Source organism: Actinoplanes sichuanensis (genome assembly GCF_033097365.1).
Classification (GTDB): domain Bacteria; phylum Actinomycetota; class Actinomycetes; order Mycobacteriales; family Micromonosporaceae; genus Actinoplanes; species Actinoplanes sichuanensis.
The window spans coordinates 1,697,783-1,723,019 of the sequence record NZ_AP028461.1; the positions used below are offsets into that span (position 1 = coordinate 1,697,783).

The 25,237-nt window shown below is 67.7% G+C and carries 14 protein-coding genes and 1 pseudogene; 13 read left to right on the plus strand and 2 right to left on the minus strand.

What is annotated here, in order from left to right:
* Positions 1 to 50 precede the first annotated feature (50 nt).
* The 7 genes from Q0Z83_RS07365 (at position 51) to Q0Z83_RS07400 (ending at position 16,404) form a co-directional block, all read left to right on the plus strand.
* A complete protein-coding gene (locus tag Q0Z83_RS07365; protein WP_317793049.1) occupies positions 51 to 845 on the plus strand; it encodes an RHS repeat-associated core domain-containing protein in 795 nt (264 codons plus the stop codon).
* 44 nt (positions 846 to 889) lie between these two features.
* A complete protein-coding gene (locus tag Q0Z83_RS07370) occupies positions 890 to 1,150 on the plus strand; it encodes a hypothetical protein (protein ID WP_317793050.1) in 261 nt (86 codons plus the stop codon).
* 306 nt (positions 1,151 to 1,456) lie between these two features.
* Entirely contained in the window at positions 1,457 to 12,982 is an 11,526-nt protein-coding gene (locus Q0Z83_RS07375) for a LamG-like jellyroll fold domain-containing protein (protein ID WP_317793051.1), read from the plus strand.
* Complete coding sequence (locus Q0Z83_RS07380; RefSeq protein WP_317793052.1) at positions 12,967 to 13,629, plus strand: hypothetical protein; 663 nt, start codon at positions 12,967 to 12,969, stop codon at positions 13,627 to 13,629. Before Q0Z83_RS07375 ends, Q0Z83_RS07380 begins: the two co-directional genes overlap by 16 nt.
* A 401-nt stretch (positions 13,630 to 14,030) precedes the next feature.
* Positions 14,031 to 15,245, plus strand: a complete 1,215-nt coding sequence (locus Q0Z83_RS07385; protein WP_317793053.1) for an ISAs1 family transposase — start codon at positions 14,031 to 14,033, stop codon at positions 15,243 to 15,245.
* A 199-nt stretch (positions 15,246 to 15,444) separates the two neighbouring features.
* Positions 15,445 to 15,834, plus strand: a complete 390-nt coding sequence (locus tag Q0Z83_RS07395; RefSeq protein ID WP_317793054.1) for a hypothetical protein — start codon at positions 15,445 to 15,447, stop codon at positions 15,832 to 15,834.
* A gap of 84 nt (positions 15,835 to 15,918) precedes the next feature.
* The gene (locus tag Q0Z83_RS07400; RefSeq protein ID WP_317793055.1) at positions 15,919 to 16,404 is read left to right on the plus strand and encodes a hypothetical protein; all 486 of its coding nucleotides are present in this window, start codon (positions 15,919 to 15,921) and stop codon (positions 16,402 to 16,404) included.
* Positions 16,405 to 16,783: 379 nt separating this feature from the next.
* Here the strand turns inward: Q0Z83_RS07400 and Q0Z83_RS07405 are convergent, their stop codons facing one another.
* Positions 16,784 to 17,398 carry a TetR/AcrR family transcriptional regulator gene (locus tag Q0Z83_RS07405; RefSeq protein ID WP_317793056.1) on the minus strand — a complete coding sequence of 205 codons (615 nt, stop codon included), beginning with the start codon at positions 17,396 to 17,398 and terminating at the stop codon, positions 16,784 to 16,786.
* A gap of 41 nt (positions 17,399 to 17,439) precedes the next feature.
* On the opposite strand from Q0Z83_RS07405, the gene Q0Z83_RS07410 reads away from it, so the two are divergent.
* Positions 17,440 to 18,483 (plus strand): NAD(P)H-binding protein, encoded by a 1,044-nt coding sequence (locus Q0Z83_RS07410; RefSeq protein WP_317793057.1) that lies wholly within the window; start codon positions 17,440 to 17,442, stop codon positions 18,481 to 18,483.
* Positions 18,484 to 18,492: 9 nt separating this feature from the next.
* Here the strand turns inward: Q0Z83_RS07410 and Q0Z83_RS07415 are convergent.
* A pseudogene (locus Q0Z83_RS07415) lies at positions 18,493 to 19,314 on the minus strand (LysR family transcriptional regulator); the annotation flags it as partial.
* A gap of 72 nt (positions 19,315 to 19,386) precedes the next feature.
* Here Q0Z83_RS07415 and Q0Z83_RS07420 point away from each other — a divergent pair.
* The 5 genes from Q0Z83_RS07420 to Q0Z83_RS07440 all read left to right on the plus strand — a co-directional run bounded on the left by Q0Z83_RS07420 (position 19,387) and on the right by Q0Z83_RS07440 (position 25,201).
* On the plus strand, positions 19,387 to 20,517 hold the full coding sequence (locus Q0Z83_RS07420) for an NAD(P)/FAD-dependent oxidoreductase (protein WP_317793058.1): 1,131 nt from the start codon (positions 19,387 to 19,389) through the stop codon (positions 20,515 to 20,517).
* A 9-nt stretch (positions 20,518 to 20,526) separates the two neighbouring features.
* A complete protein-coding gene (gene hglS / locus Q0Z83_RS07425) occupies positions 20,527 to 21,924 on the plus strand; it encodes a 2-oxoadipate dioxygenase/decarboxylase (protein ID WP_317793059.1) in 1,398 nt (465 codons plus the stop codon).
* Complete coding sequence (amaB, locus tag Q0Z83_RS07430) at positions 21,921 to 23,435, plus strand: L-piperidine-6-carboxylate dehydrogenase (protein WP_317793060.1); 1,515 nt, start codon at positions 21,921 to 21,923, stop codon at positions 23,433 to 23,435. The genes hglS and amaB overlap by 4 nt, the downstream gene beginning before the upstream one ends.
* Before the next feature lie 19 nt (positions 23,436 to 23,454).
* Positions 23,455 to 24,102 carry a carboxypeptidase-like regulatory domain-containing protein gene (locus tag Q0Z83_RS07435; protein WP_317793061.1) on the plus strand — a complete coding sequence of 216 codons (648 nt, stop codon included), beginning with the start codon at positions 23,455 to 23,457 and terminating at the stop codon, positions 24,100 to 24,102.
* Positions 24,103 to 24,277: 175 nt separating this feature from the next.
* On the plus strand, positions 24,278 to 25,201 hold the full coding sequence (locus Q0Z83_RS07440; RefSeq protein ID WP_317793062.1) for a hypothetical protein: 924 nt from the start codon (positions 24,278 to 24,280) through the stop codon (positions 25,199 to 25,201).
* Positions 25,202 to 25,237: the final 36 nt, after the last annotated feature.

The window sequence follows — 25,237 nt, forward strand, 5'->3', positions numbered from 1 at the left end:
GCGACAGCAGTTCCGTCTACGTCCGTGACGTCGCCGACCAGCTGGTGGGTGTGAAGTCGGCAGCCGGTAACCGGTACGCCTGGACCGATACCCACACGGATGTGGTCGGTGAGTTCACGGCGACCGGGACGGTGTTGTCCGGTTCGGTGTCGTACGACCCGTGGGGCAAGGTGCTGGCTGCCGGTGGGATGACCGGCCGGTTGGGTTATCAGCAGGAGTGGACGGATCAGACGACCGGCAAGGTCAACATGTGGTCGCGCTGGTACGACCCGCAGACCGGCGCCTTCGACACCCGTGACACGGCCACCAACAGCCCGACACCGGCCTCGGGTGCGGCGAATCGGTTCGCGTATGCCGAGGGTGACCCGATGTCGAACACCGACACCACGGGCAACGCGGTCGACGGTAAGTGCGGTGAGTACGACTACGCCTGCGCCGTGAAGCAGTACCAGGCCGAGTTGGCCGTCTACACCGGTCAGGTAGAGCAGCGCGACCGGGACATGAAGGCGACCGGCGCTGAGATCGCCGCGCAGGAGGCGGAGTATCAGCGGGCGGTGGCGGAGAGCCAGACGTCGCTGCTGGACATCCTCTTGCAGGTTGGTGTCGGCATGCTGCTGGACATGATCGGCTACAACTCGGTGGTCGGTTGTCTGGGCGGCAGCATCTTCGACTGTGTCGACCTGGCGATGAGCGCTCTCGGTCCGATCAAGGCGTTGAAGATCGGCCGTTCGTTGTTCAACGCGGCCGACCGTGCGTTGACGGGTTACCGCACGTGGAAGCGCATCGTGGACGGTGCGCAGACGGTGATGCGGCGTTCGCAGGACTTGATCGCGACCTCGAACTGACCGATGTCACCCTGTCCGACCAGCCAGCGGATACTGATACGTCGGTGAACGAGGGCAAGGGCGACCGCAGCACCCGCGGTCCGACCGGATCGTCACTGCTGGAGACGACTGCTCACCACCCGTTCTGGGACGCCACCAGCGGCGCCTGGGTCGACGCGGCCGACCTGGTAGCGGGCGAATTTACGCTGATCGGCCCGGACGGGGCGGTGCGGCGCTGCAACGGCGCCGCCGGATCGGTGCCTGCTGAACTGGGCGTGCCTGGTCTGCAGTGCCGTCGCGGGTGGAGGCGTCGGCGGTCGACGTGAGAACTGGATCACCGGGTGTCGTTGCCTGCCTACTCGCCGATGTGGCTTTGGGGTGGCGTCGGCGTGGTCCCGATTTCGGCTCGCCGCCTGCCGGACCAGGCTGTTTTGGATCTCGGGCGGGTCGTCGGCCGGCCCTGACCTCGCTGTGCGGTGGCTGTGACCAGCGGGTAGGCACCTCAGGGCCACTTTATGCAAGATCTTGAAACTCTCGATTTTCTCCGTCATGATCTCGCGGCACCTGAATAGATGCTGTGAGAATCGGGGATTGCGATGCTGCGGGGGATCGCTGGCGCTACCGCTTTGGCTGTGGCGCTGTCGCTCGGTGTGCCACCGGAGGTTGTTCCGGAGGGTGGTGGCTGGCCGGTGGCCGGGCTGCTGTCTCCGTTCCGGCAGGTTGCGGCGCTGGGTGCGGTGACTGGTCTGCCTGAGCAGAAGCTCGGTGCGGGTACCGGTGACGACCACTATGTGGCGACGGACGAGACCCAGGCCGAGGGCGGTGCCGGGCGTGCGCCGGGCCGTGGCAAGGGCGCTGTCGACCCGGCCCCGCCCACACAGCCGAAGGCCGAGGCGTTCACCACCGGCACCAAGCCCGGTGACGAGAACAGCTTCGACCCGAAGACCAGCGAGCGGCTGCCGGAGAAGTCGACGGCGACGTACACCGAGTTCGAGAACGAGGATGGGTCGATCACCCGCCAGATTCACGACTCGCGGGTCAACTATCGGGCCGCTGACGGCTCCTACCAGCCGATCGACACGTCGCTGACCCGTAACGGCGACCGTCTCGACGCGGGCGCCAACTCGATCGACGTGAGCCTGAGCGCGGTCGGCACCGACGCCACTGAGGAGCCGGTCCCGTCGCCGTCGGTCTCGCCGTCCACCCCGGTCACGCCGGCAACCGACGAGGACCCGCTCGCCTCGATCACCACGGCGTCCGGGCACACCCTGGCCTACGACCTCGACGGCGCCGCCCCGGTGCAGGCCCGGATCAACGGGGACACCGCCACGTACCCGGAGATCCTGCCCGGCACCGACCTCGAGCTGCGGTCACTGAACGACGGTCTCAAAGAGACCCTGATCCTGAAGTCGCCGGCCGCCGGCAACGAATGGGTGTTCCCGCTCAAGCTCGACGGTCTCACACCGAAGAGGCAGGCCGACGGCTCGATCAACCTGGTCACCTCGACCGGCGCGGTGGCCATGCGGGTGCCCCGCGGCTGGATGCAGGACTCGAACGTCGACCCGAAGTCGGGCGCCCCGGCCGAGTCGTCCGGCGTCCAGTACGAGCTGATCACCCGGGACGGCGGCCAGGCACTCAAGGTGACCGCCGACGCGGCCTGGCTCAACGACCCGGCCCGCAAGTACCCGGTGCGAGTCGACCCGACCGCCGAGTGGAGTACGCCGGACACCGGTGACGTCTTCACCGACGACAGCACGTCCACCACCAACCACAACGGCGACAACCTGCCGGTCGGCACCTATGACGGCGGCACCACCCGGTCGCGGTCGTTCATCCACTTCGACGACTTCGACAACGACGGCCTGATGGGCACGCAGATCCGGTCGGCGAAGCTGTTCCTGTTCCACACCTGGTCGTACAACTGCGCCACCCACAAGCCGGTCGACATCCGCCAGATCACCGAGACCTGGACCGTGGCCGGCCTGGAGGACAACGGCAAGCTCGCCGACGGCCCGACCTACTCGGCGCCGATCGGCCAGCTCAACATCACCGACAACTACCCCGCCTGCGAGAACACGGGCTCGAACCGGGGCACCGGCAAGTTCCGGTCGGCGTCGCTGCCGGTCAAGACGTTCAACGGCTGGTCCAGCGGCACCATGTCGAACTTCGGTCTGGCTTTGACCGCGTCGGAGACCGATTCGACCGCGTTCAAGCGGTTCACCTCGGCCAACTACGGTGGCGCGGCGACCGACCCGTACCTGGAGCTGACCTACGACTACAACGTCGACGCCCAGGTCGACGAGCAGTACCCCGCGTACGGCGCGGCCGCCAAGACGCTGCGTCCCGAGCTGATCGCGGACGCGCACGACCCGGACAACTGGCCCAAGACGCTGACGTACAAGTTCATCCTGTACAGCAAGGACGCCAAGACCGAGATCACCAACTCGGGTTGGATCTCGAAGAAGTCGTGGACGGTCCCGGCCGGGAAGATGGTCTGGGGCGAGACCTACTACTGGACCGCGATGGTCTCCGACGGTCTCACCAACAACGAGGACTATCTGTCCAAGCATCTGTTGGTGACACCGGTGCCGCAGCCGTCGATCACCTCGGGGCTGTCGCAGAACTCCGGTCAGGGCTTCGACCCGGTGATCGGCAACTACACCACGACGGTCCGCGACGCGATGGTCGCCACGGTCGGTCCGCCGCTGGAGATCTCCCGCGCCTACAACAGCATCGACCCGCGTTCGGACCAGGCGTTCGGCGCCGGATGGTCGAGCGTGGTCGACGCGAAGGCAGTGGTGAAGACCGCGACCGTGGGCGGCGTCACGGCGGTCAACACGGTGGTGGTGACCAGCCCGAACGGCCGGGAGATGGCGTACGGCCGCAACGCCGACGGCACCTTCAACTCGCCGGCCGGGCTCGCGGCCTCGTTCACCGAACTGGCCGGTGGCGCCGGCTACCGGCTGCGGGAGAAGGACGGCTCGGTCACCGAGTACGCGCAGAAGGTCGCCGACGGACGCTTCGCGATCTCGTCGATCACCGACGTCTCAGGGCGCAAGCAGACGTTCGCCTACACCGACAACCTGCTGTCGACGATCACCGCGGCGTCCGGCCGGACCCTGGACCTGCACTGGACCTCGACCACCCCGAAGCGGGTCAACTACGTCGCCACCGACCCGGTGGTCCCCGGTGACTGGGACAGCGTCAACACCTGGTGGTACGACTACGTCGACGGCCAGCTGACCAAGGTGTGCCCGCCGACCAACTGGGGCGACTGCCACACCTACCAGTACACGGTCACCCGGTCGCTGTACCAGACCGCGATGCTCAACGCCCGCCCCGCGTCGTACTGGCGGATGACCCACACCACCGGCACCTCCGCCGACAGCGAGATCCTGGAGAACGGCGGCACCGACGTCGCCCCACACGTCGACCTGTCGCTCAACCAGCCCGGCCCGCTGGCCGGCTCGACCGCGCGGGCGGCCTGGTTCAACGGCACCACCTCGCACCTGCAGGTGCCGGCGAAGGCGGCCAGCGACGCCACCAACCAGGCGGTCAGCATGTGGTTCAAGACCACCGCGACCGACGGCGTCCTGTACGGCCAGTCGCTGGAGCCGACCACGTCGACAGCGGCGACCACGAAGACCGCCTACAACCCGACGCTCTACATCGGCACCAACGGCAAGCTGCTCGGCGGCTTCCCGAAGGCGGCCACCCCGGGCACCTCGCTGGGCACCCTGCTGGCCGCCGGTCAGGGGCAGTGCCTCACCGTTCCCGGTAACTCGTCGACAAACGGGACCGTGCTGGCGCTGGCTACCTGTTCGACCGCGGCGAACCAGAGCTTCTCCTGGACCACCGACGGTCGCCTGCAGGTGACCACCGGCGGCGTCGTCAAGTGCATCGACACCGAGGACCAGGGTTTCACCAACGGCGCCGACCTGATCATCAACTCCTGCTACAGCACCTACGCCACGCAGAAGTGGGACGTGCAGGTCGACGGCCAGATCGTCAACGACGCCTCCGGCCTGTGCATGGACTCCGTCGGTGACGGCAGCCAGGCCGGCGCGCTGATGCAGATCTGGGTCTGCGGCAAGAACCGGCCGGTCGACCAGCTGTTCACTGCCCGCGTGCACAAGCCGATGGAGTCGAAGGTCACGGTCAACAACGGCGACTGGAAGCACGTCGTGCTGACCGCCTCCGGCAACACGCAGAAGATGTACATCAACGGTGACGAGGTCGCCTCCGAGACCGGCGTGACCGTGCAGGACCTGGGCGCGAACAGCTCGTACGTCGGCCGTGGTTTCCTCGGTGGCGGCTGGCCGCAGACGACACTCGCCAACGCGAACAGCAACGTCGGCACCCGGGACGGCTTCAACGGCACGATCGCCGAGGTCGCGATCTTCGACACCGCCGTCGACAAGCAGGTCGTCGACGACCTGTGGGCGGCCCGGAACCCGGTCAAGCAGCTGACCCGGGTGGTGCGCCCGTCCGGCGCCGACGCCGCGATCATCCTGTACGACGGGGTGAGCGGCCGGGTCAGCGAACTGGTCGACGGCAACGGCACCAGCTGGAAGCCGGAGGAACCGGTCCTCGGCGGCACCTCGAAGGTCTACGAGAGCGCGGTTCTCGGCGGCGCGCCGACCAACTACTGGCGGATGGCCGAGACCACTCCCGGCGTCACCGACGCGGTGAACCAGGTCAACGGCAACGTGGCCACGTACAACAAGGTCGGGCTCGGGTCGGTGGACGGCCCGTTCGGCGCGGCCGGCAAGGCCGGTTCGTTCAACGGCACCGACTCCTACCTGACGCTGCCGTCGCAGGTGGTGCCGGCCGGCAACAACTCGGTGTCGATGTGGATCAACACCACCAGCACCAAGACCACGCTGCTCGGCATGAAGTACTCGGCCTTCGGCACCCTCAACTACCTGGACGTGCCGACGCTCTGGATCACCGCGGACGGCAAGCTGCGAGGTCTGTCCCCGTCGAAGACGCCCACCGGCCCGATGAACTCGATCGGCATCGCCGGCAAGTGCATCGACGTCGACAACGGCAACACCGCCGACGGCACGGCGATCCAGAGTTGGGCCTGCAACGGCAGCGCCCCGCAGAACGTGTCCATCGTGCAGACCGCCGCCAACAGCAACCGGTTCACCCTCCAGTTGTACGGCAAGTGCATCACGCCGAACGGTGCCGGCACCGCCAACGGCACCCTGCTCAAGCTGTGGACCTGCAACAACAGCGCCTCCCAGCAGTTCTACGCCTCGGCCGAGGCGCTCTACAACCCGTCCTCCGGTCGCTGCATCGACATCCCCGGCAGTTCCAAGACCAACGGCACCGACCTTCAGCTGTACGACTGCAACAGCACCGGAGCGCAGAAGTGGCTTCCGTCGCTGACCAGCAAGACCGCGGTCAACGACGGCAAGTGGCACCACGTGGCGCTGACCACGGACGGCACGAACCAGGCCCTGTACGTCGACGGTGTGAAGACCCAGTCCTCCGCCGGCACCCGGCCGATGGACCCGGACCAGACCCCGACGTACATCCTCGGCGGCGGTTACGTCGACAACGCGGCCAGCAACTTCTACTACCTGAACGCGCAGGCCGGCTCGTTCTTCAAGGGCAGCATCGCCGAGGCCGCCTTCTACTCCTCGGCGCTCGACGACGCGCAGGCGTCGTACCAGTTCAAGGCCCGGCACGCCGCCAAGGCGGCACCGGCCGGCGAGATCGACTACACGATCACCGGCCCGAACAACGTCCAGACCACCACGGTCACCGATCTGATGTACGGCCGTAAGGTCGCCGAGGTCGACGCGCTGAAGAACGTCACCCGCTACGGCTACAGCGGCAAGGGCAACCTGCGCACGATCACCGACGCCAACGGCAACATGACGATCAACGAGCACGACGCGCGCGGCAACGTGGTGTCGGCGACGAACTGTCAGGACCGGTCGGCGAACAACTGCTCCACGTCGTACTCCACGTACTACCTCGACGCCGCGAACCCGTCGGACATCCGCAACGACCGGCTGTTGCAGCAGCGCGGACCCGGCTCGGCGTCGGTCAGCGACAACAAGTACCTGACCACCTTCACGTACGACACCCGCGGCAACCGGACCAGCGAGACCGACCCGCTCGGCCGCCGGACGTCGATCACCTACACCGACGGCGGCACCGACGGCGGTTACAAGGGCGGCACCGCCCCGCCCGACCTGCCGTGGAAGATCGTCAAGCCCAACGGCGGTATGCAGGAGATCCTCTACTTCGCCAGCGGTGACATCGCCCAGACCACCGACCCGGCCGGCGCGATCACCCGGTACGAGTACGACGGTGTCGGCCGAACCGTCAAGGAGTACGAGTACCTCGGCACGACCGACGGCGTCGACGACATCGGCTCGCAGACACTGTTCGAGCACGACCGCCTGGACCGGGTCGTGAAGACGACCGACACCGAGGTCACCAACGCGGTCACCGGTGCCAAGCACAAGCCGGTCACCACGTTGAACTACAACGTCGACGGCCTGCTCGCCTCCGAGACCGTTTCCGACGCGACAGGTGGCGACGCCGACCGGCGGGTCGTCTACGGCTACGACCGTTTCGGCCGGCGTGTGTCGGAGACCGACCAGCGCAACTTCACCACCGAGTACGCCTACGACGCGTTCGGCCGGATGAACAAGCAGATCAGTGCCGACGGCACGATCCAGCTGACCGAGTTCGACGCGGCCGGCAACGAGCTGGCCACCTGGGTGCAGGACCCGGACGCGGAGGTCGAGGCGGACCGCAACCGCCGGATCCGTTCGCTCGCCTACGACCCGGCCGGGCGTCTCGCGTCCGAGACCGACGCGATGAACTACGTCACGAAGTACACGTACACCGACAACAACCTGCTGGCCACGGTGACCAGGACGAACGGCTGCGACACGGCGGTGACTCCGGGCTGCACCCTGGAGTCGTACGTGCTGGAGAGCAACACCTACGACGTGGCCGGCAACCGGACCAAGCAGGTCACCAACAACGGCCTGACCACGACGAACCACACCTACGACAATGTCGGGCGCGGAACGGCCGCGTCGGTGGTCGTCACCGACACCGACGACACGGTCACCCCGGCGGTCACCACGACCACGACCCGGACCACGAAGTACGCCTACTCGGCCGATGACGACGTGGTGAACACCCAGCTGCTCGACGGCGGCACGGTGCTCGCCGAGTCCGACATCATCTACGACCGGATGGGCCGGACCCACCAGCAGACCACGTACCTGAGCAGTGGTCTGACGCCGACGGCGCGCTGGAAGATGAACCACACCTCCGGCACCACCGCCACCGACGCGGCCGGCAACAACGACGCGACCGTGACCGGCGCGGTCACCTGGTCGGCCGAGCGCAGCGGCGCGGCGTCCTTCAACGGCACGGCGAAGTCGTACCTGTCGGCTCGCCCGCCGGTGGACACCCAGCGGGCGTTCACCCTCAGCGCGTGGGCCAAGCTCGGCGCGACCGACGCGAACCGGTACGTGGCGTCCATCGGCGGTGACATCGTCGACGACGCGCTGCGGGTCTACTACGACAAGACGAACACCGCGTGGCGCGCCGAGATGGTCGTTCGGAAGCCGGACGGCACCAGGACGACGCTGCAGAGCACGTACACGACCGGTTCGGCGACGACGGCCTGGCAGCACCTGGCCGTGGCAGTCACCCCGGCCACCACCGCGGGCGGCGCCAGCACCGCGCAGTTGTATGTTGACGGTGTCGAGAAGGCGAAGATCTCGACCACCGAGTTCCAGTTCAACAACCGGGCGATCGGGCTGCTCATCGGCACCGCCAACCCGGACTTCGGGATGTTCTCCGGCCAGATCGACGACGTCCAGACGTACCAGAAGGCCCTGACCGCGGCCGAGGTCGGCCAGCTCGTCGCCGGCACCGCGCCCGCCGACACCGCCCGGGTCTCCCGGACCAGCTACGACCTGTCCCGCGACGGCAACGTCAACTCGGTGGCCGACCCGAAGGGCGTCACCACCTACATCTACAACGACGAGGTCGGCCGCCCGGTCACCACCACTCTGCCGGCGGTGACCACCGTCGAGGGCGAGGGCACCCCGGTCACCTCGGTGTCGGTCACCCGAGTCGGTTACAACACCTTCGGTGAGGCGACCGAGCAGGAGGACCCGCACAAGAAGGTCACGATCAACCGGTACGACGGTGTCGGCAACCTGGTCGAGACGCAGTCCCCGGCGTACACCGCGCCCGGCAGCAGCGAGCCGGTCACGGCGTTCAAGCGGGTCGAGTACAACCAGGCCGGTCAGGTCGAGCTGACCACCGATCCGAACGGTGCGGAGACCGACTACGAGTACGACGTGCTCGGCCGGACCACCAAGATCACAACTCCGGACGGCGGGATCACCCGGTACGAGTACACGCCGAACGGTGACCTGCTGAAGCACACCGACCCGAACGGCTCGGCGGTCGCCTCGACCTACGACTACCTCGGCCGCACCATCGAGAGCACGTCGGCGGTGCGTCAGAACAGCGCCGGTTACACGACGAAGTACACCTACGGCACCAGTCCGTGGCCGACCCAGGTGACCAGCCCCGGCAACGTCGTCACCAAGGCGAAGTACAACACCGTCGGCGAGCCGACGCTGATGATCGATGCCGCGAACAACGTCACGAAGACGAAGTACGACGGCGCCGGCCGCCCGGTGCGGGTCACCTCACCGGACGGTTCGTTCACCAATACGGCGTACGACTTCGCGGGTCGCGCGGTCCGGTCGGCCGACTACGCGCCGGGTGGGACGACGGCGCTGCGTACGCGAAGCCAGGACTACGACATCGCCGGCAACCTGACCGGCACGACGGATGCCCGGGGCACCTACCGGTACCTGGAATACGACGTGCTCGGCCAGTTGACCAAGCAGTACGAGCCGATCAGCTCGGGCGACTCGATCGTCACCACCTTCGGCTACGACAAGGCCGGCAAACCGACGAGGTACACCGACGGCCGTGGGAACACGTTCGTCACCACGTACAACTCGTGGGGTCTGGTCGAGTCGCAGATCGAGCCGGCGACCACGAGCACGCCGAACGCGGCCGACCGCACTTTCAAGCTCGCCTACGACAAGGCCGGGCGGGTCACTCGCCTGGACTCGCCGGGCGGGGTGAGCGTCACGTCCGAGTACGACGTGATGGGCCGCCTGAAGAAGAGCTCCGGCACCGGTGCGCAGGTGGCGACCGCCGACAAGACCTACGACTACGACCTCGTCGGCCGGATGACCGCGTTCACCGGGTCGGCGGGCACCAACACCATCGCGTACGACGACCGCGGTCTGGTCAAGACGATCAGCGGTGTCTCGGGGAACTCGGCCTACGAGTACAACGCCGACGGGCAGCTGTCCAAGCGGACCGACGGCGCCGGAACGACCACATACCAGTACGACACGGCAGGTCGCCCGGCAAAGGTCGACAACACCGCGGCCGGCGTGAGCATGACCTACGGCTACAACAACCTGTCGCAGCTGGAAACGATCGCTTACGGCGGTAACACCCGGACGTTGAAGTACGACAATCTGAAGCGTCTGGCGTCGGATGAGCTGAAGACATCGGCCGGGGTCAGTGTCGGCAAGCTCGCCTACGAGTGGAACCTCAACGACAGCCTGACGAAGAAGACGACGACCGGTTTCAACGGGGCGTCGACGAACACCTACACCTACGACCTCGCTGACCGGCTGATCGGGTGGGACAACGGCGTCACCCCGACGGTGTACGCGTACGACAAGTCCGGTAACCGGGTCCAGGCCGGTACGAAGACGTTCACCTACGACCAGCGCAACCAGCTGGCCACCGACTCGGACGGAACGACCTACCAGTACACGGCTCGTGGCACTCTGGCCTCCACGATGCAGAACGGTCAGACGGTGGAGACGACCACCGACGCGTTCAACCAGGTGGTCACGCAGGGTTCCAAGAACGGTGGCCGCAGCAGCTACACCTACGACGGTCTGGGCCGGGTCATCCAGGCCGGTCTGACGTACACCGGTCTGGGCAACGACGTGGCCGCCGATGGCAGCTCCGTCTACGTCCGTGACGTCGCCGACCAGCTGATCGGGGTCTCGTCCTCGGCCGGCAACCGGTACGCCTGGACCGACACGCACACGGATGTCGTCGGTGAGTTCACCGCGACCGGGACGGCGTTGTCCGGGTCGGTGTCCTATGACCCGTGGGGCAAGGTGCTGGCTGCCGGTGGGATGACCGGTCGGTTGGGTTATCAGCAGGAGTGGACGGATCAGACGACCGGCAAGGTCAACATGTGGTCGCGCTGGTACGACCCGGAGACCGGCGCCTTCGACACCCGTGACACGGCCACCAACAGCCCGGCTCCGACATCGGGTGCGGCGAATCGGTTCGCGTATGCCGAGGGTGACCCGATGTCGAACACCGACACCACGGGCAACGCGGTCGACGGTAAGTGCGGTGAGTACGACTACGCCTGCGCGGTGAAGAAGTACCAGGCGGAGTTGGCCGTCTACACGGGCCAGATGGAACAGCGCGACCGGGACATGAAGGCGGTCGGTTCGGAGATCGCCGCGCAGGAGGCGGAGTATCAGCGGGCGGTGGCGGAGAGCCAGACGTCGCTGCTGGACATCCTGCTGCAGGTCGGCGTCGGCATGCTGCTGGACATGATCGGCTACAACTCGGTGGTCGGTTGTCTGGGCGGCAGCATCTTCGACTGTGTCGACCTGGCGATGAGCGCTCTCGGTCCGATCAAGGCGTTGAAGATCGGCCGCTCCCTGTTCAACGCGGCCGACCGTGCGTTGACGGGTTACCGCACGTGGAAGCGCATCGTCGACGGTGCGCAGACGGTGATGCGGCGTTCGCAGGACCTGATGAACCAGGCGCGTAAGCACCTGAACGACATCATGCAGAAGGTCCCGAAGAAGCCGAAGCCGCCGAAGAAGAAGGTCAAGCCCCCGGCGAAGAAGAAGCCCAAGCCGAAGCCGAAGCCCGAACCCAAGCCCAAGCCGGCGAAGCAGGCCAAGCAGCCGAAGCCGAAGACCGAGCCGAAGAAGGAGAAGAAGCCGACCGAGACGAAGGCTTCTAAGCCGAAGGCCCAGAACGACCAGCCTGCGAAGCGCCAATCCGAGGCCAACCGCCCGGACGACAAGCCGGACGAGGCAAACAGACCAGAGCCGGCCCAGCGCGGGTGCAAGGGGGACGGTCCGCAGCCGCCGCCTTCGGAGACACACAGTTTCGATCCGTCGACCCTGGTGCTAATGGCTGATGGTTCCGCACGGCCGATCTCCGAGGTCACCGTCGGTGATGAGGTCCAGGCCAAGGACCCGGTCACCGGCGAGGCGGGCGCGCGACAGGTCACCCTGCTGCACTCCAACCGCGACCTCGAACTGACCGACGTCACCGTCTCCGACCGGCCGCTGGTCGGCGCCGGTAAATCGGCGAACGAGGGCAAGGGTGACCGCAGCACCCGCGGCCCGACCGAGTCGGCACTGCTGGAGACGACGGCACACCACCCGTTCTGGGACGCCACCACCGGCGCCTGGGTCGACGCGGCCGACCTGGTCGCGGGCGAATCCACGCTGGTCGGCCCGGATGGCCAGATCCAGTACGTCACCGCGGTTCGGAACTACACGTCCGCCAAGGTGATGCGTGACCTCACCGTCGACGACATTCACACGTACTATGTGATCGCCGGTGCAACGCCGGTACTAGTGCACAACAACAACAACAACGGTCTGCCATATGATGCATGCCCGGTCAAGTATCCGGTTAACAAACTGCGGCACGGTGCCTACGGAGAGGATGAGACTCGTGCTGATTTGGAGGCCGGTGGATACACTAATATCACCGATGAGGTCACGTTCACGGACAGGAACGGAAACCCATTCAGAGCGGACTTCATCGCGAAGGATCCAGCTGGGAACTGGATTGCCATCGAGACCAAGACCAGCGGAGGCGGTGCCTCTGGCCGCCTGGCGGGACCTGATGTGGTGTCCAAGATGGGCATAGATCAGGTTACCGGATATTACGATCTTGTACATGGCGGGCTGACCTTAGCGACGGATAAGCTATCCCAATACGGTTTCAGTCATGGGGCCAGATTCACCGTCTCGAACTTTGGAAAGAGCAGCAAACTATGTCCGCATTGTTAGGTTCATTGCTTCAGTCTGAGCTGACGCAGCGACTCTCGGCAGAGGGCTGGCGGCTGGATCCTGTTGCCCGCGAGCCGCGATATTCGCACGGCGTGGGTGACGTGTTCTGGCAATTTGGTTTGAACGCATCAGGAGACGGGCCGGTTTCGTTTTCACCCGCTGTAGGTGCTCGTCATCCAGAGACGAGCCGGCTTTATGTGAAGTTTCAGGGTCTGCCCCCGGAGCCTGAAGTATCCTTCGGCGTCTGTTCGGTCGGCCAAGGACTTGCCGACCTCGTTCGATGGGAAGGGCAGGGAGTCGCTGTTCCGCACCGCTGGAGGCTTCACGAAGAATCCGACGTTGCACGCGTCGCAGAGGTCATGGTCTCGGACCTGCTCGGTGCCGGGTTGCGCTTCCTGTCGACCTTGAGCAGCGCCGCCGACATTTTTTCGCGTTTAGAGAACGATCAGTCCAGGTATCAGGCTCTTAATGGACACTTAGCCATCGTCGCAGCCCTTCTTGGCCACCAAGAGTCGGCCCTTTCGGCCTTGCGTTCTTATGCTGCGGAGGCTGATCGCCAGCAAGATCCTGCTCGATCGTGCACTTGGAACTTCGTCTCTTCGTATGTAGGTCATTTTGGAATTGGTGACGATCTTATTTCCGGATGATCATATTCCGGGGAATTGCAAAGTTGAGGCTGATTGCCCGAAAGATTCCTTTCCGCTCAGTGTTGAGCGATTGCCAAACTTCTCCAATTTTCTTGTGCGTGATGACCTTAGTATCGACGAAATGCCGGCCGAGTTCCTTGAGCTAATCTGGAATGCTGCCGATCCTGGTGCGGCCGGAATAGAGAAGACATGGCGAAGTCATTCAAACGTTGATTCGTCCGTCGATCCGAGGTGTGAGTCTGGAACCGGGCAGCAGGGCCGTTGCGTTCTCGCGGGCAGGCTCTCTGAGCTGGGATGATGTCGAGTGATCGGCCTATATGGAGGCGGATGGAGCGGGTGAAGCCCTCAAGGTGATCATGGAGTTCTTGACGCTGCACGACCACCGAGGACTCCACCCGCCGATGGCATCATCTCTGATCTGCGTACTGACCGTGACAACCCCTGGCATCGACACGCCACCGCCGCCGGTCACCGACGGTGAACACGGCGGGCTCCTGGCCGCCGCGAGCCTGGTCCCGGACCCGCGGAATCCTCGCGGGGTGCGATATCCGCTGGCAGCGCTGCTCGCCGTCGCGGTCTGCGCCGTCCTGGCCGGCGCCACCTCGTTCACGGCGATCGCCGACTGGCTGTACGACCTGGACGAGCCGGACCAGCGACGGCTCGGGTTCGACCGGGGCTTGCCTGCCGGCACCACGGTATGGCGACTATTGACCCGGCTCGACGATGCCCTGGTCGGCAGCGTCCTGGCGGGCTGGCTCCGCACCCGCACACCACCGCTCGCCGTTCCCCGGCCGCGCCGCTACCGGACCGTGATCGCCGTCGACGGCAAGACATTGCGCGGCGCCCGTCTGCCCGACGGGCGTCAAACGCATCTGCTGTCCGCGCTGGACACCAGCACCGGCATCGTCCTCGCCCAGGTCACGGTCGATACGAAGAGCAACGAGATCCCGTCGTTCACACCACTGCTCGACGCCGTGGAGAACCTGCTGGGCAGCCTTACCGGGGTGCTGATAGTCGCCGACGCCCTGCACACCCAGACCGGCCACGCCGAGCAGATCACCCGCCGCGGCGCACACCTGCTACTGCAGGCCAAAGGCAACCAGCCCGGCCTTCATGCCCAGCTCAAAGCCGTTCCCTGGGCGCAGATCCCGGTCGGTGACCGCACCCGCGAGCGTGGTCACGGCCGCAAGGAGACCCGCACGGTCAAGGCCGTCACCCTGCAGACCCCGGGCGGGATCGCGTTCCCGCACGCCCGGCAAGCCGTCCGGATCACCCGGACCCGCACCACCGGCGGCAAGACCAGCCGGGAGACCGCCTATCTGGTCACGTCCCTTCCCGCTGCCGACGCTCAGCCCGCTGACCTGCAGAAGTGGGCCAGATCGGAATGGTTGATCGAGAACCAGGTCCACAACATCCGAGATGTCACGTTCCGTGAAGATCTTCATCAAGCCCGGACCGGCACCGGACCCGCCGTCATGGCGACACTGCGTAACACCGCGATCGGCTGGCACCGCATCAACGGCGAAACCAACATCGCCCGCGCCAACCGCCGCGCCGACCGCCGTTCAAACGACCTCATCACGGCCGTGACGAGCAGCTACCGGAACATGCAATGACCCTGGCTCGGGGTCGGTGGCCGCGTTTCGGAGGATGTCCAGCAGGTGGGCCGCGCGCCGCAGCACCTCGCCTACGCCTTCGACCTGCAATGCGATCTGGCGATGCGGATCCGGCTCGGCCAGGGCGGCATGAACCCAGGGACGGTCGAGCATCGAGATAAGTCCGTGTACGGAATGTTGAACTTCGGAAGGCGCTAGCATGCGGACTGTTGTTTTCAAGTACCGGGAGACCGTGGCATGGGGTATGCGTGTCGCCCTGACCGCGAGTGGCTCACTGTCCGATCGAGTTTCCGGCCTGTCTGGCACGGTGTTCCGTGTCGACACTGCGACCGCGAATGTCGGCGGGCCCGCATTGGACGCTTTGCATTCCGGGTTTCGGATGATGGAGGACGCTTTTCGCAGGCGCCACGGTGATCGTGGCGCCGAGATCATGGTCCATTCGGTCGACTTCGTAGTGACCGACTTCCAGGACGAGGCGGTAACGGCGGCGGTCATCTCGTGGGTTGTCGAGGAATTCGACTTGGAGCCAGTCCGGGTGGCGGTTCACTACTCACGGCCGACGGGGAGGTACGAGTTCGAGTTCGGCTAGGGCCTGCGGGGGGATCCGATCGATGACGTATTCGAGGAGGCCGCTGAGGGCCCCTCGGGCTTCGGCCTTTGGCATGATGCGACGGTGGAACCTGCTCTCCAAGCCCTGCTGAAGACGTTCGTGAGCGGCGAAGTGCAGGCTGCCACGCCCCTTCCTCAAGTCCTGGCCGACCTCGGGTGGCGCGTTGCCGGCAGACAAGCCGGCAACTGGGAGGAGTGGGGGCACGGCGACCTTCAAGGGGTCCGGGAGAGGTTCGGCGCGGTCGACGGATTTCGGGTGCCTGTGCTTCTCGTCGATCCGGAGGAGGGCGCCGACTTCGATGCTCTCTATGAGCGATTCGAAGGCGAGTTCGATCGCCTGGTCGCTTCGGCCGAAGATTGCCTCGGGGTGCCGTGCTTGAAATCCGAGTACGATGATCCGCCACTGCCGGTGCCCGGCCAGTTCGATCGTGCCGCTGTGTGGTCGATGGCGCCGTGGTCGCTAATGGTCTCTTTCCAGCACGAGGACAAGGAAGTCCCCTTGCGCCTGTCGATGTGGATCTTCGCGGGAACCATCAGTGGGCTTCCGTGAGCTCCGAGGTTGAGTACTGGTATGTCCTACAACCAAGACCTGGGCCGCAGCCTTCTGGGTCGGCTGTCGCCGACCGCTCGGCGGCGGGGCGGCTGACGGCGATGCCGGTGAGGTCCTGGACCGTCTGTATGCCTACACCGTTGCGGACTACCTGGAGGTCGACCGGTGTGGGCCGTCCGCCAAGCCTTTCGCTGACCTCAAAACCGACCGGCAAGTCGCGGATCTTCGTTATCTCGCTGCCCCGGACCGCCAGGTGGACGGTGCTGCAATCGAGTGGATGAGGAGCGGCTCGACAGATCTTCGCAACGGATACGCGGGGCGAATCCGCGAGATTCTCGTGTGTGGGCGGGCGACGTCGGAATGGGAGTATTCCCCGATCTCAGGCTATGAGGGTGCGGGTCAGGCAGTCGGCGGCCCAGGTGCGCCAGCGGTGGTGTGGCCAGCCCAGGTGGTCCACGAGCAGCAGATATGTTTCGGGGGAGAGTAGGGCCACCGCGGTGTCGGCGGCGGCCGTCACGTCCGTACGCAATGGGGCTTTTGTAGTGAGGGATTCGGCGAAGGTTCGCTGGACCTCGCGGTGATGGTTGATGCTCGTTGCGCAGACCTCGGCCAACTCGGGGTCGGTGGCCGCGTTTCGGATGATGTCCAGCAGGCGGGCCGCGCGCCGTAACACCTCGCCCACGCCCTCGACCTGCAAGGCGATCTGGCGATGCGGATCCGGCTCGGCCAGAGCCGCGTGCACCCACGGGCGATCGAGCGTCGGGATCGGCTCGTCGTCGCCGGCGATGGCCTGATCGAGGGCCGCGACCAGGACCGCCCGCTTGTTGCCGAACGAGTAGTAGATCGTCTGCTCGCTCACCCCGGCCGCCGCCGCGATGGCGTTGATGCTGGTCGTCGCATACCCGGACGCGGTGAACGTCGCCGTGGCGGCGGCGATGATGCGGGCTCGGGTGGCTCGGGCGCGTTCGGTCCGGCCGTCGGTTTTTCCGGTCACAGCACTTGACTATAGCGGCACTACAAAAACATTCTTAGAGCATGACTACAAAAACCTTGATCGTCGGTGGGTACGGCGCAGTCGGTCGGGAGGCCGCCGCCGGGCTGGCCGGGCACACCGAGGTCGTCGTCGCCGGCCGCAACCCGGACCAGGCGAAACATCCCACCGCGATCCGCCTCGACCTGCGTGACCCCGAACAGATCGACGCTGCCCTCGACGGGGTCGACGCCGTGCTGATGTGTGTCGAGACCGGCAACGCCCACCTCGCCCGAGCGTGCCTGGCCCGCGGCATCGGCTACGCCGACGTCACCGCCACCCCGTCAGTGATCGCCGACCTGGAGCAGGCCGGTGGCCGGGAAAAGAGCGGCGGGGAGAAGAGCGGCCGGGAGAATAGCGGGCCGGAGGTGCCCGGCAGCGGAACGGCGGCCGCCGTGCTCAGCGTCGGCATCGCCCCCGGCGTCACCAACCTGCTGGCCAGCCACGTCAGCACCCTCGCCCCCGGCGAGCCGGTCCGGATCGGGGTGCTGCTCGGCTCGGGGGAGCGCCACGGCACCGCCGCCGTCGCCTGGACCGTCGACGGCCTCGGACAGGAACAGGGCTCCTGGACGGCCGACTTCCCCGCCCCGTTCGGGCGCCGGACCGTGCACCGGTTCCCCTTCTCCGACCAGCACACCCTCAAGCTGCCCGACGTCCGTACCGGATTGGCTCTCGACTCGCGGTCCTCGACCGCGCTGCTCGGCGCCGCCAACCGGCCCGGCGTCGCGAAGTTCCTCAAACGCCCCGCGATGCGGCCGCTGACCGACCGGATCTTCGGCGGCCTCCACCTGGGCTCCGACGGATTCGCGGTGATCGCCGAGGCCGGCGGCCTGCGGGCGTCGTTCACCGGCCACGGCCAGAGCCGGGCCACCGGCCTGGTCGCCGCCCAGGTGATCCGCCGCCTGCCGGAGCTACGCCCCGGGATCGCCCACCTGGAAGACCTGGTCGACCCCACCGAGTTCCTGACCGCCTTGACCGGCGACGGGTTCCAGCTGGAGCTCCCGCAGCACGCGGACCACCGCGGCGACGTTCGGCCGGTGCTCGGCTGACGACCGGATCACCGCCACGATGTGCCGCTCGAACGGCTCCACGAGCGGCCGCACGTCGAACCGGGACGGCCGTAACCGCAGCATCAGGTCGGTCACCGTGCTCAGCCCGATCCCGGCCTCGACGAGCGCCAGCGACACCGCCGTGTCGACCACCTCGTGCCGCAGCTCCGGCTCGATCCCGGCGCGCCGACAGACCGTACGGATCGCCAGGCCGTAATGGGTGTCCTCGGGCGGCAGGATCCAGCCGAGCGGAGGCCCGGTCCGGGCCAGGCTCACCGGCCCCGGCGGCAGCGTCCCGATCGGGGCGGCCAGAAAGAAGCGCTCCCGGTACAGCAGCATCACCCGCAGTGACGGGTCCCGGCGGATCGGCACGTCCGGGTACTCCAGGCCGACGGCGAGGTCGACCGCCCCGGAGGCGACCGTGTCGTAGACGTCGTCGACGACCAGCTCCCGGCTGCGGACCACCAGGTCGGGGTGGCTGCGGCCGAGCCGGGCGAGCAGCACCGGAAGGATCTCGGCCGCCGCCGTCGCGAACACCGCCATCTGCAACTCCCCGGCGACCCGGCCGGCGCTGCGTTCGAGCGCGGCCGTCGCGGCCGCCTCGATGTCGAGGATCTGCTGGGCGTGGCCGGCGAACGCCAGCCCGGCGTCGGTGAGCTCGACCCGCCGCCCCACCCGCCGCAGCAGGGGCACCCCGGCCGCCCGCTCCAGGGCCGCGAGCTGCTGGGAGATCGCCCCGGGGGTGTAGCCGAGCGCGCCCGCGACCGCGGTGACCGTGCCGAGGCGGCGCAACTCGACGAGCGACCGCAGCTGCACACTCGTCCAGTCCATATAGAAAAGCTAAAGGATTTCGTCGGCAAATCAGGAATGGACGTCAACGAAGCGTGCGGCCGACCATGAGACATGGGCAAGGTCGTGATCATCGGCGGCGGTGCGATCGGCACCAGCATCGCCTTCCATCTGGCCGAGGCGGGCGTACGCGATGTCGTGCTCCTGGAACGCGGCGAACTCGGCGCCGGCTCCACCTGCAAGGCGGCGGGCGGCGTCCGCGCGCAGTTCTCCGACCGGATCAACATCGAGCTCGGCGCCCGCAGCCTGGCCGCGTTCGGGCGGTTCGCCGAGCATCCGGGGCAGGAGATCGACCTGCACCGGGTCGGCTACCTGTTCCTGCTGTCCACCCCGGAGGACGTCAAGTCGTTCGAGGCGGACGTCGAACTCCAGAACGAGCTCGGCGTCGACAGTCGCATGATCGACGTCGCCGAGGCCAAGGCCCTGTCCCCGTTGATCGACACCGACGGGCTGCTGGCCGCCGCCTGGTCACCCGACGACGGGCACTGCACCCCGGAGTCGGTGGTGCTCGGCTACGCCACGGGAGCCCGTCGGCACGGCGCGACCGTGCTGACCGGGGTCACGGTCACCGGCATCGACACGGCCGGCGGCGAGATGCGTACCGTGCACACCGACCGCGGCCCGATCGACGCCGACGCCGTCATCTGTGCGGCGGGCGCCTGGTCGGCGGCGGTCGGCGCGATGGCCGGCGTCGATCTGCCGGTCACCCCGCTGCGCCGGCAGATCATCTTCACCGAACCGATGCCCGAGCTGACCGGGGTCGTGCCGTTCACCATCGACTTCGCCTCGACCTTCTACTTCCACCGGGAGGGCCGTGGTCTGCTGATGGGCATGTCCGACCCGGAGCAGGAACCCGGCTTCCACCTCGACTACACCGACGAGTGGTTGCCCCGGTTCGGCGCGGCGATGGGCCGGCGCGCGCCGGGCCTGCTCGACGTGGGCCTGGGCCACGGCTGGGCCGGGCTGTACGAGGTGACCCCCGACCACAACGCGATCATCGGCCGGACCGGGAACTTCCTGTACGCGACGGGCTTCTCCGGCCACGGGTTCCTGCAGGCGCCCGCCGTCGGCGAGGTGATCCGCGACCTCTACCTGGACCGGGAGCCGTTCGTCGATGTGGCCCCGCTGTCCGTCGACCGTTTCGCCGCCGGAGCGCTCGGCCGCCCGGAAACGCACATCGTCTGAGGGGACCCGATGAGCATCATCGAGCAATGGGAGCTGCGGGCCCGATTCGCCCGGAGCCTCTCCACCATGTACGGCCGGGAGGTGCCCGCCTACAACACGCTCGTCGAGGTCTCCGAGGAGGTCAACCGGGACGTCGTCGGCCGCGACGGTGACCGGGCCCAACGGCTCGGCACGATCGACCGGATCACCGCCGAGCGGCACGGCGCCATCCGGGTCGGCACCCCGGCCGAGCTGGCCCAGGTCGCCCGGATCTTCGGCGCCCTCGGCATGCACCCGGTCGGCTTCTACGACCTGCGTGAGGCGGCGAAGAGCGCCGTCCCGGTGATCTCCACCGCGTTCCGGCCGGTCGACGCCGACGAGCTGGCCCGCAACCCGTTCCGGGTCTTCACCTCGATGCTCACCCCGGCCGATCCGCGGTTCTTCAGCGCCGACCTGCGCGCCCGGCTGGAGGCCTTCCTCGCCGCCCGGCAGCTGTTCGGCCCCGAACTGCTGGCCCTCGCCGGCCGTGCCGAAGCCGAACAGGGCCTGCCCGAGGCCGACGCCGAACGGTTCCTCGAACTCGCCGTCCAGGCCTTCGAACTCTCCCCGGAACCCGTCGACCGCGCCTGGTACGCCGAACTCGAGGCCGTCTCCGCGGTCGCCGCCGACATCGGGGGAGTCCGCAGCACGCACATCAACCACCTCACCCCGCGGGTGCTCGACATCGACGACCTGTACCGGCGGATGACCGAACGCGGCATCGAGATGATCGACACCATCCAGGGCCCGCCGTTGTGGCGCGGCCCCGACGTGCTGCTGCGCCAGACCTCCTTCCGGGCGCTGGCCGAGCCGCGCGCGATGCGCGAGGCCGACGGCCGGATCGACACCGGTGCGTTGCGGGTCCGGTTCGGCGAGGTCGAGGCACGCGGCGTGGCCCTCACCCCGCAAGGCCGCGAGTTGTACGACCAACTGCTGACCGAGATCGACAGGAGGCTGGCCGACAGCACCGGGCGCAGCCGGGCCGACATCGCCGTCGAGGTCTGGGAGCAGGGCCTGCCCGACACCGAAGCCGGCCTGCGCGAGCAGGAGCTCGCGTACTTCACCTACACGGTCAACCCGGCGCGCCCCGGCGGCGTACCCCCGGAAAGCCTCTCCGAACTGGTCGGACAGGGCTGGGTGACGGCCACGCCGATCGTCTACGAGGACTTCCTGCCCCGCTCGGCGGCCGGGATCTTCCAGTCCAACCTCAGCGGCGAGGGCAGCCGCGACACGCTCGCCGAGGGTGTCGGCTACGACCAGGACTGGCTCGCCGCAGCGATAGACCGCGACATTCGAAACCCCTTCCATCTGTACGCACGTGAGCAGGCCGATTCCGTCGAAGCGGTCGCCGCGCACCTGAACCTGACGACGCTGAAGGACATCCGATGAGCTTCCTGCCGACCACCCAGCAGCTACGCGACCGCGCCCAGGCCGCCCTCGACCGGATCGGGGTGACCGTGCCCGAGGGCGACGACCTGCACGCGCGGTCCCCGATCACCGGCGAGCGGCTGTTCGGACTCCGGGCCACCACCACCGAGCAGGCCGGACAGGCGATCGGCGAGGCGGCCGAGGCGTTCCGCACCTGGCGTGTCACACCTCCGCCGGCCCGTGGCGAACTCGTGCGCACCCTCGGCGAACTGCTCCGTACCCACAAATCCGACCTCGCCGACCTGATCACCATCGAGGCCGGGAAGATCCGCTCCGAGGCCCTCGGTGAGGTGCAGGAGATGATCGACATCTGCGAGTTCGCGGTCGGTCTGTCCCGGCAGCTCTACGGCCGTACGATCGCCTCGGAAAGGCCCGGCCACCGTCTCGCCGAGACCTGGCATCCGCTCGGTGTGGTCGGAGTGATCTCGGCCTTCAATTTCCCCGCGGCCGTCTGGTCGTGGAACACGGCCGTCGCCCTGGTCTGCGGCGACGCCGTCGTCTGGAAGCCCAGCGAGCTGACGCCGCTGGTCTCGCTCGCCTCCAGCCACCTGCTGGACCGCGCGATCGAGCAGGTCGGCGCGCCTCGCGAACTGCACCGGCTGCTGCTCGCCGACCGCGCCGTCGGCGAACAGCTGGTCGACGACCCGCGGGTGGCCCTGGTCAGCGCCACCGGTTCCACCCGGATGGGCCGTGAGGTCGCGCCACGGGTCGCCGCCCGGTTCGGTCGGGTGCTGCTCGAACTCGGCGGCAACAACGCCACCGTCGTCGCCCCGTCGGCCGACCTGGAGCTGGCGTTGTCGGGCATCGTGTTCGCCGCCGCCGGAACCGCCGGACAGCGCTGCACCACCCTGCGCCGCCTCATCGTGCACCGCGACGTCGTCGACCAGCTCGTCGAGAAGCTGGCCACCGTCTACGGGCGCCTGCCGATCGGGGACCCGTTCGAGGACTCCACCCTGGTCGGACCGCTGATCACCGACTCCGCCGCGGACGCGATGGCCGCCGCCCTGGAACGCGCCCAGGCCGACGGCGGCAAGATCGTCGCCGGTGGCCGCCGCCTCGACACGGCCGGCGGCGCCTATGTGGAACCGGCGATCGTCCGGATGCCGCGGCAGTCCCCGATCGTCCGCACCGAGACGTTCGCGCCGATCCTGTACGTGCTCACCTACGACACCTTCGAGGAGGCCGTCGAGCTGCACAACGACGTACCGCAGGGCCTGTCGTCGTCGATCTTCACCCGCGACCAGCAGGAGGCCGAGCGTTTCCTGGCCGCCGACGGCTCCGACTGCGGCATCGCCAACGTCAACATCGGCACCTCCGGCGCGGAGATCGGCGGCGCGTTCGGCGGGGAGAAGGAGACCGGCGGGGGCCGGGAGTCGGGCTCCGACGCCTGGCGCGCCTACATGCGCCGGGCCACGAACACCGTCAACTACTCGAGCACCCTGTCCCTGGCCCAGAACGTGAGCTTCCTCTGATCCAGGTACGTTGACCTCCATGCTGATCAATACGCATGGGAAGCATCCGGCACGAACGGCGGCGGCGGGCATCCTCGCCGCCGCCGTCCTGACCCTGTCGGCGCCTTCCGCCGCACACGCCGACCCGGCGACCGGGTCCCTCAGCGGCACCCTGACCACCGCCGACGGCGCCCCGATGGCCGACGTCGGCGTCAGCGTCCACACCCTCGCCGGCCCGGCGGCCGGCGCCCCGGCCCGCACCGACAGTGCCGGCCACTACCGCGTGGCCGACCTGCCGCCCGGGACCTACCGCGTGCAGTTCTGGGTGGAGCGCAACACCAGTTCGAGCTGGCACCAGTGGGCCCACCAGGCGACCTGGCCCGCCCAGGCGTCCCGTTTCACCGTCACCGCCGGGGCGGACCTGGTCGTGGACGAGACCCGGTTCCGGACCGGTTCGCTGTCGCTCACCCTGCAGGACGCGGCGGGCGAGCCGATCGACGCGTTCTGTGCCGACGCGACCGGCGACAACTTCGTCGAGACCGGCTGCACGGAGTCGGGCACCCTGCTCCTGGCCGACCTGCCGGCCGACGACTACCTCATTGCCGCGTGGACGGCCGACGCGACCGCCTTCGACCTGACCACCACCGCAGCCGACCAGGTGAACCACTTCACCCTGACCGCCTTCTGACCCGACTCCGCTGCGACATCGCGACGATGCGGCGCCGCTCCCCGGAGGGGCGCCGGATCTCGTGGGGGCGGGTCGGGGTGGAAATGCGGAGGCGGAAATCGCATGAGTCGCCGCATTCACGCATTCATGTATCTGCGGTTCTCGATTCCACGCCTACCCTCGGAACATGTCTCGGATGACTGCCGTTGCCGCGGTACTGATCCTGCTCGTGCCGTCGCCGGCCGCGGCCGCTCTACCCACTCTCGCGGTCGGGGCGACGACCTCGGTCAATGACACGGTCGGCAGTGGCAACACCTGTGCCGGCTTTCTCGATGAGCGCAACCACCTGGGCAATCTGGGGGTCCGGCGGGTGTTCGCGTCGGCGGGGCAGTTGCCGCCGGCCGACGCGGTCGGCTGCCACAACAACAGCGGGGCCAAGCTCTGGTACTCGTTCAAGACGTCCTGCACGCCGACAGTGGTGGCCACCGGCGGCTGTGACGGTGAGATCCAGAACATCGCCGCGGCGATGCCGGCCGGCAGTCTGCTCACCTACTTCCACGAGCCTGAGGACGACATGACCGGCACACAGTTCGTGGCCGCTTTCGTTCATGTCTACGGGGTGGCGAAAGCGATCAACGCGGCGGTCGACATCGTGCCGATCCACATGTCGTACCAGTGGCGGCCGGGATCGACCAAGGTCACCAACAACGGGACCGGCGGTGACCGGGAGATCCAGGACTGGATCGTGCCCCCGCTCTACGCCGACGCCTACGGCTTCGACCTCTACTGGCAGGCCAGCACACGCGGCAGTGAGCCGGACGATCCGGTCAGCGTCGGCAGCGATCCGCGAATGACCCGCTGGTACAACGCCTTCTCCGGGCAGGGCCGGCCACTCACCCTGCCGGAGTGGGGCATCGACGACGACCAGGGGACACGGGCCTCCCGCGGTCCGGCGATCCGGGCGTCCCGCACGTGGCTGACCGCCCGCAACTTCCGGGTGATCAACTACTGGCAGCTGGACAACTGGTATCTGGGCGCCACCACGGTTCCGGCCGGCGGCTACCCGGACGCCGACGGTGTCGCCGCCTATCAGGAACTGGTCGCCGCCGCGACACCGTGACCGCGTCGCCCCACCGGCCCGAAGGCGATCCGCGCG

Excerpts from the sequence above, each read along its gene's own strand:
- Q0Z83_RS07380 (WP_317793052.1), top strand. The coding sequence starts at position 12,967 with ATGTCCGCATTGTTAGGTTCATTGCTTCAGTCTGAGCTGACGCAGCGA.
- Q0Z83_RS07385 (WP_317793053.1), top strand. The coding sequence starts at position 14,031 with ATGGCATCATCTCTGATCTGCGTACTGACCGTGACAACCCCTGGCATC.
- Q0Z83_RS07395 (WP_317793054.1), top strand. The coding sequence starts at position 15,445 with ATGCGGACTGTTGTTTTCAAGTACCGGGAGACCGTGGCATGGGGTATG.
- Q0Z83_RS07410 (WP_317793057.1), top strand. The coding sequence starts at position 17,440 with ATGACTACAAAAACCTTGATCGTCGGTGGGTACGGCGCAGTCGGTCGG.
- Q0Z83_RS07420 (WP_317793058.1), top strand. The coding sequence starts at position 19,387 with ATGGGCAAGGTCGTGATCATCGGCGGCGGTGCGATCGGCACCAGCATC.
- hglS (WP_317793059.1), top strand. The coding sequence starts at position 20,527 with ATGAGCATCATCGAGCAATGGGAGCTGCGGGCCCGATTCGCCCGGAGC.
- amaB (WP_317793060.1), top strand. The coding sequence starts at position 21,921 with ATGAGCTTCCTGCCGACCACCCAGCAGCTACGCGACCGCGCCCAGGCC.
- Q0Z83_RS07435 (WP_317793061.1), top strand. The coding sequence starts at position 23,455 with ATGCTGATCAATACGCATGGGAAGCATCCGGCACGAACGGCGGCGGCG.
- Q0Z83_RS07440 (WP_317793062.1), top strand. The coding sequence starts at position 24,278 with ATGACTGCCGTTGCCGCGGTACTGATCCTGCTCGTGCCGTCGCCGGCC.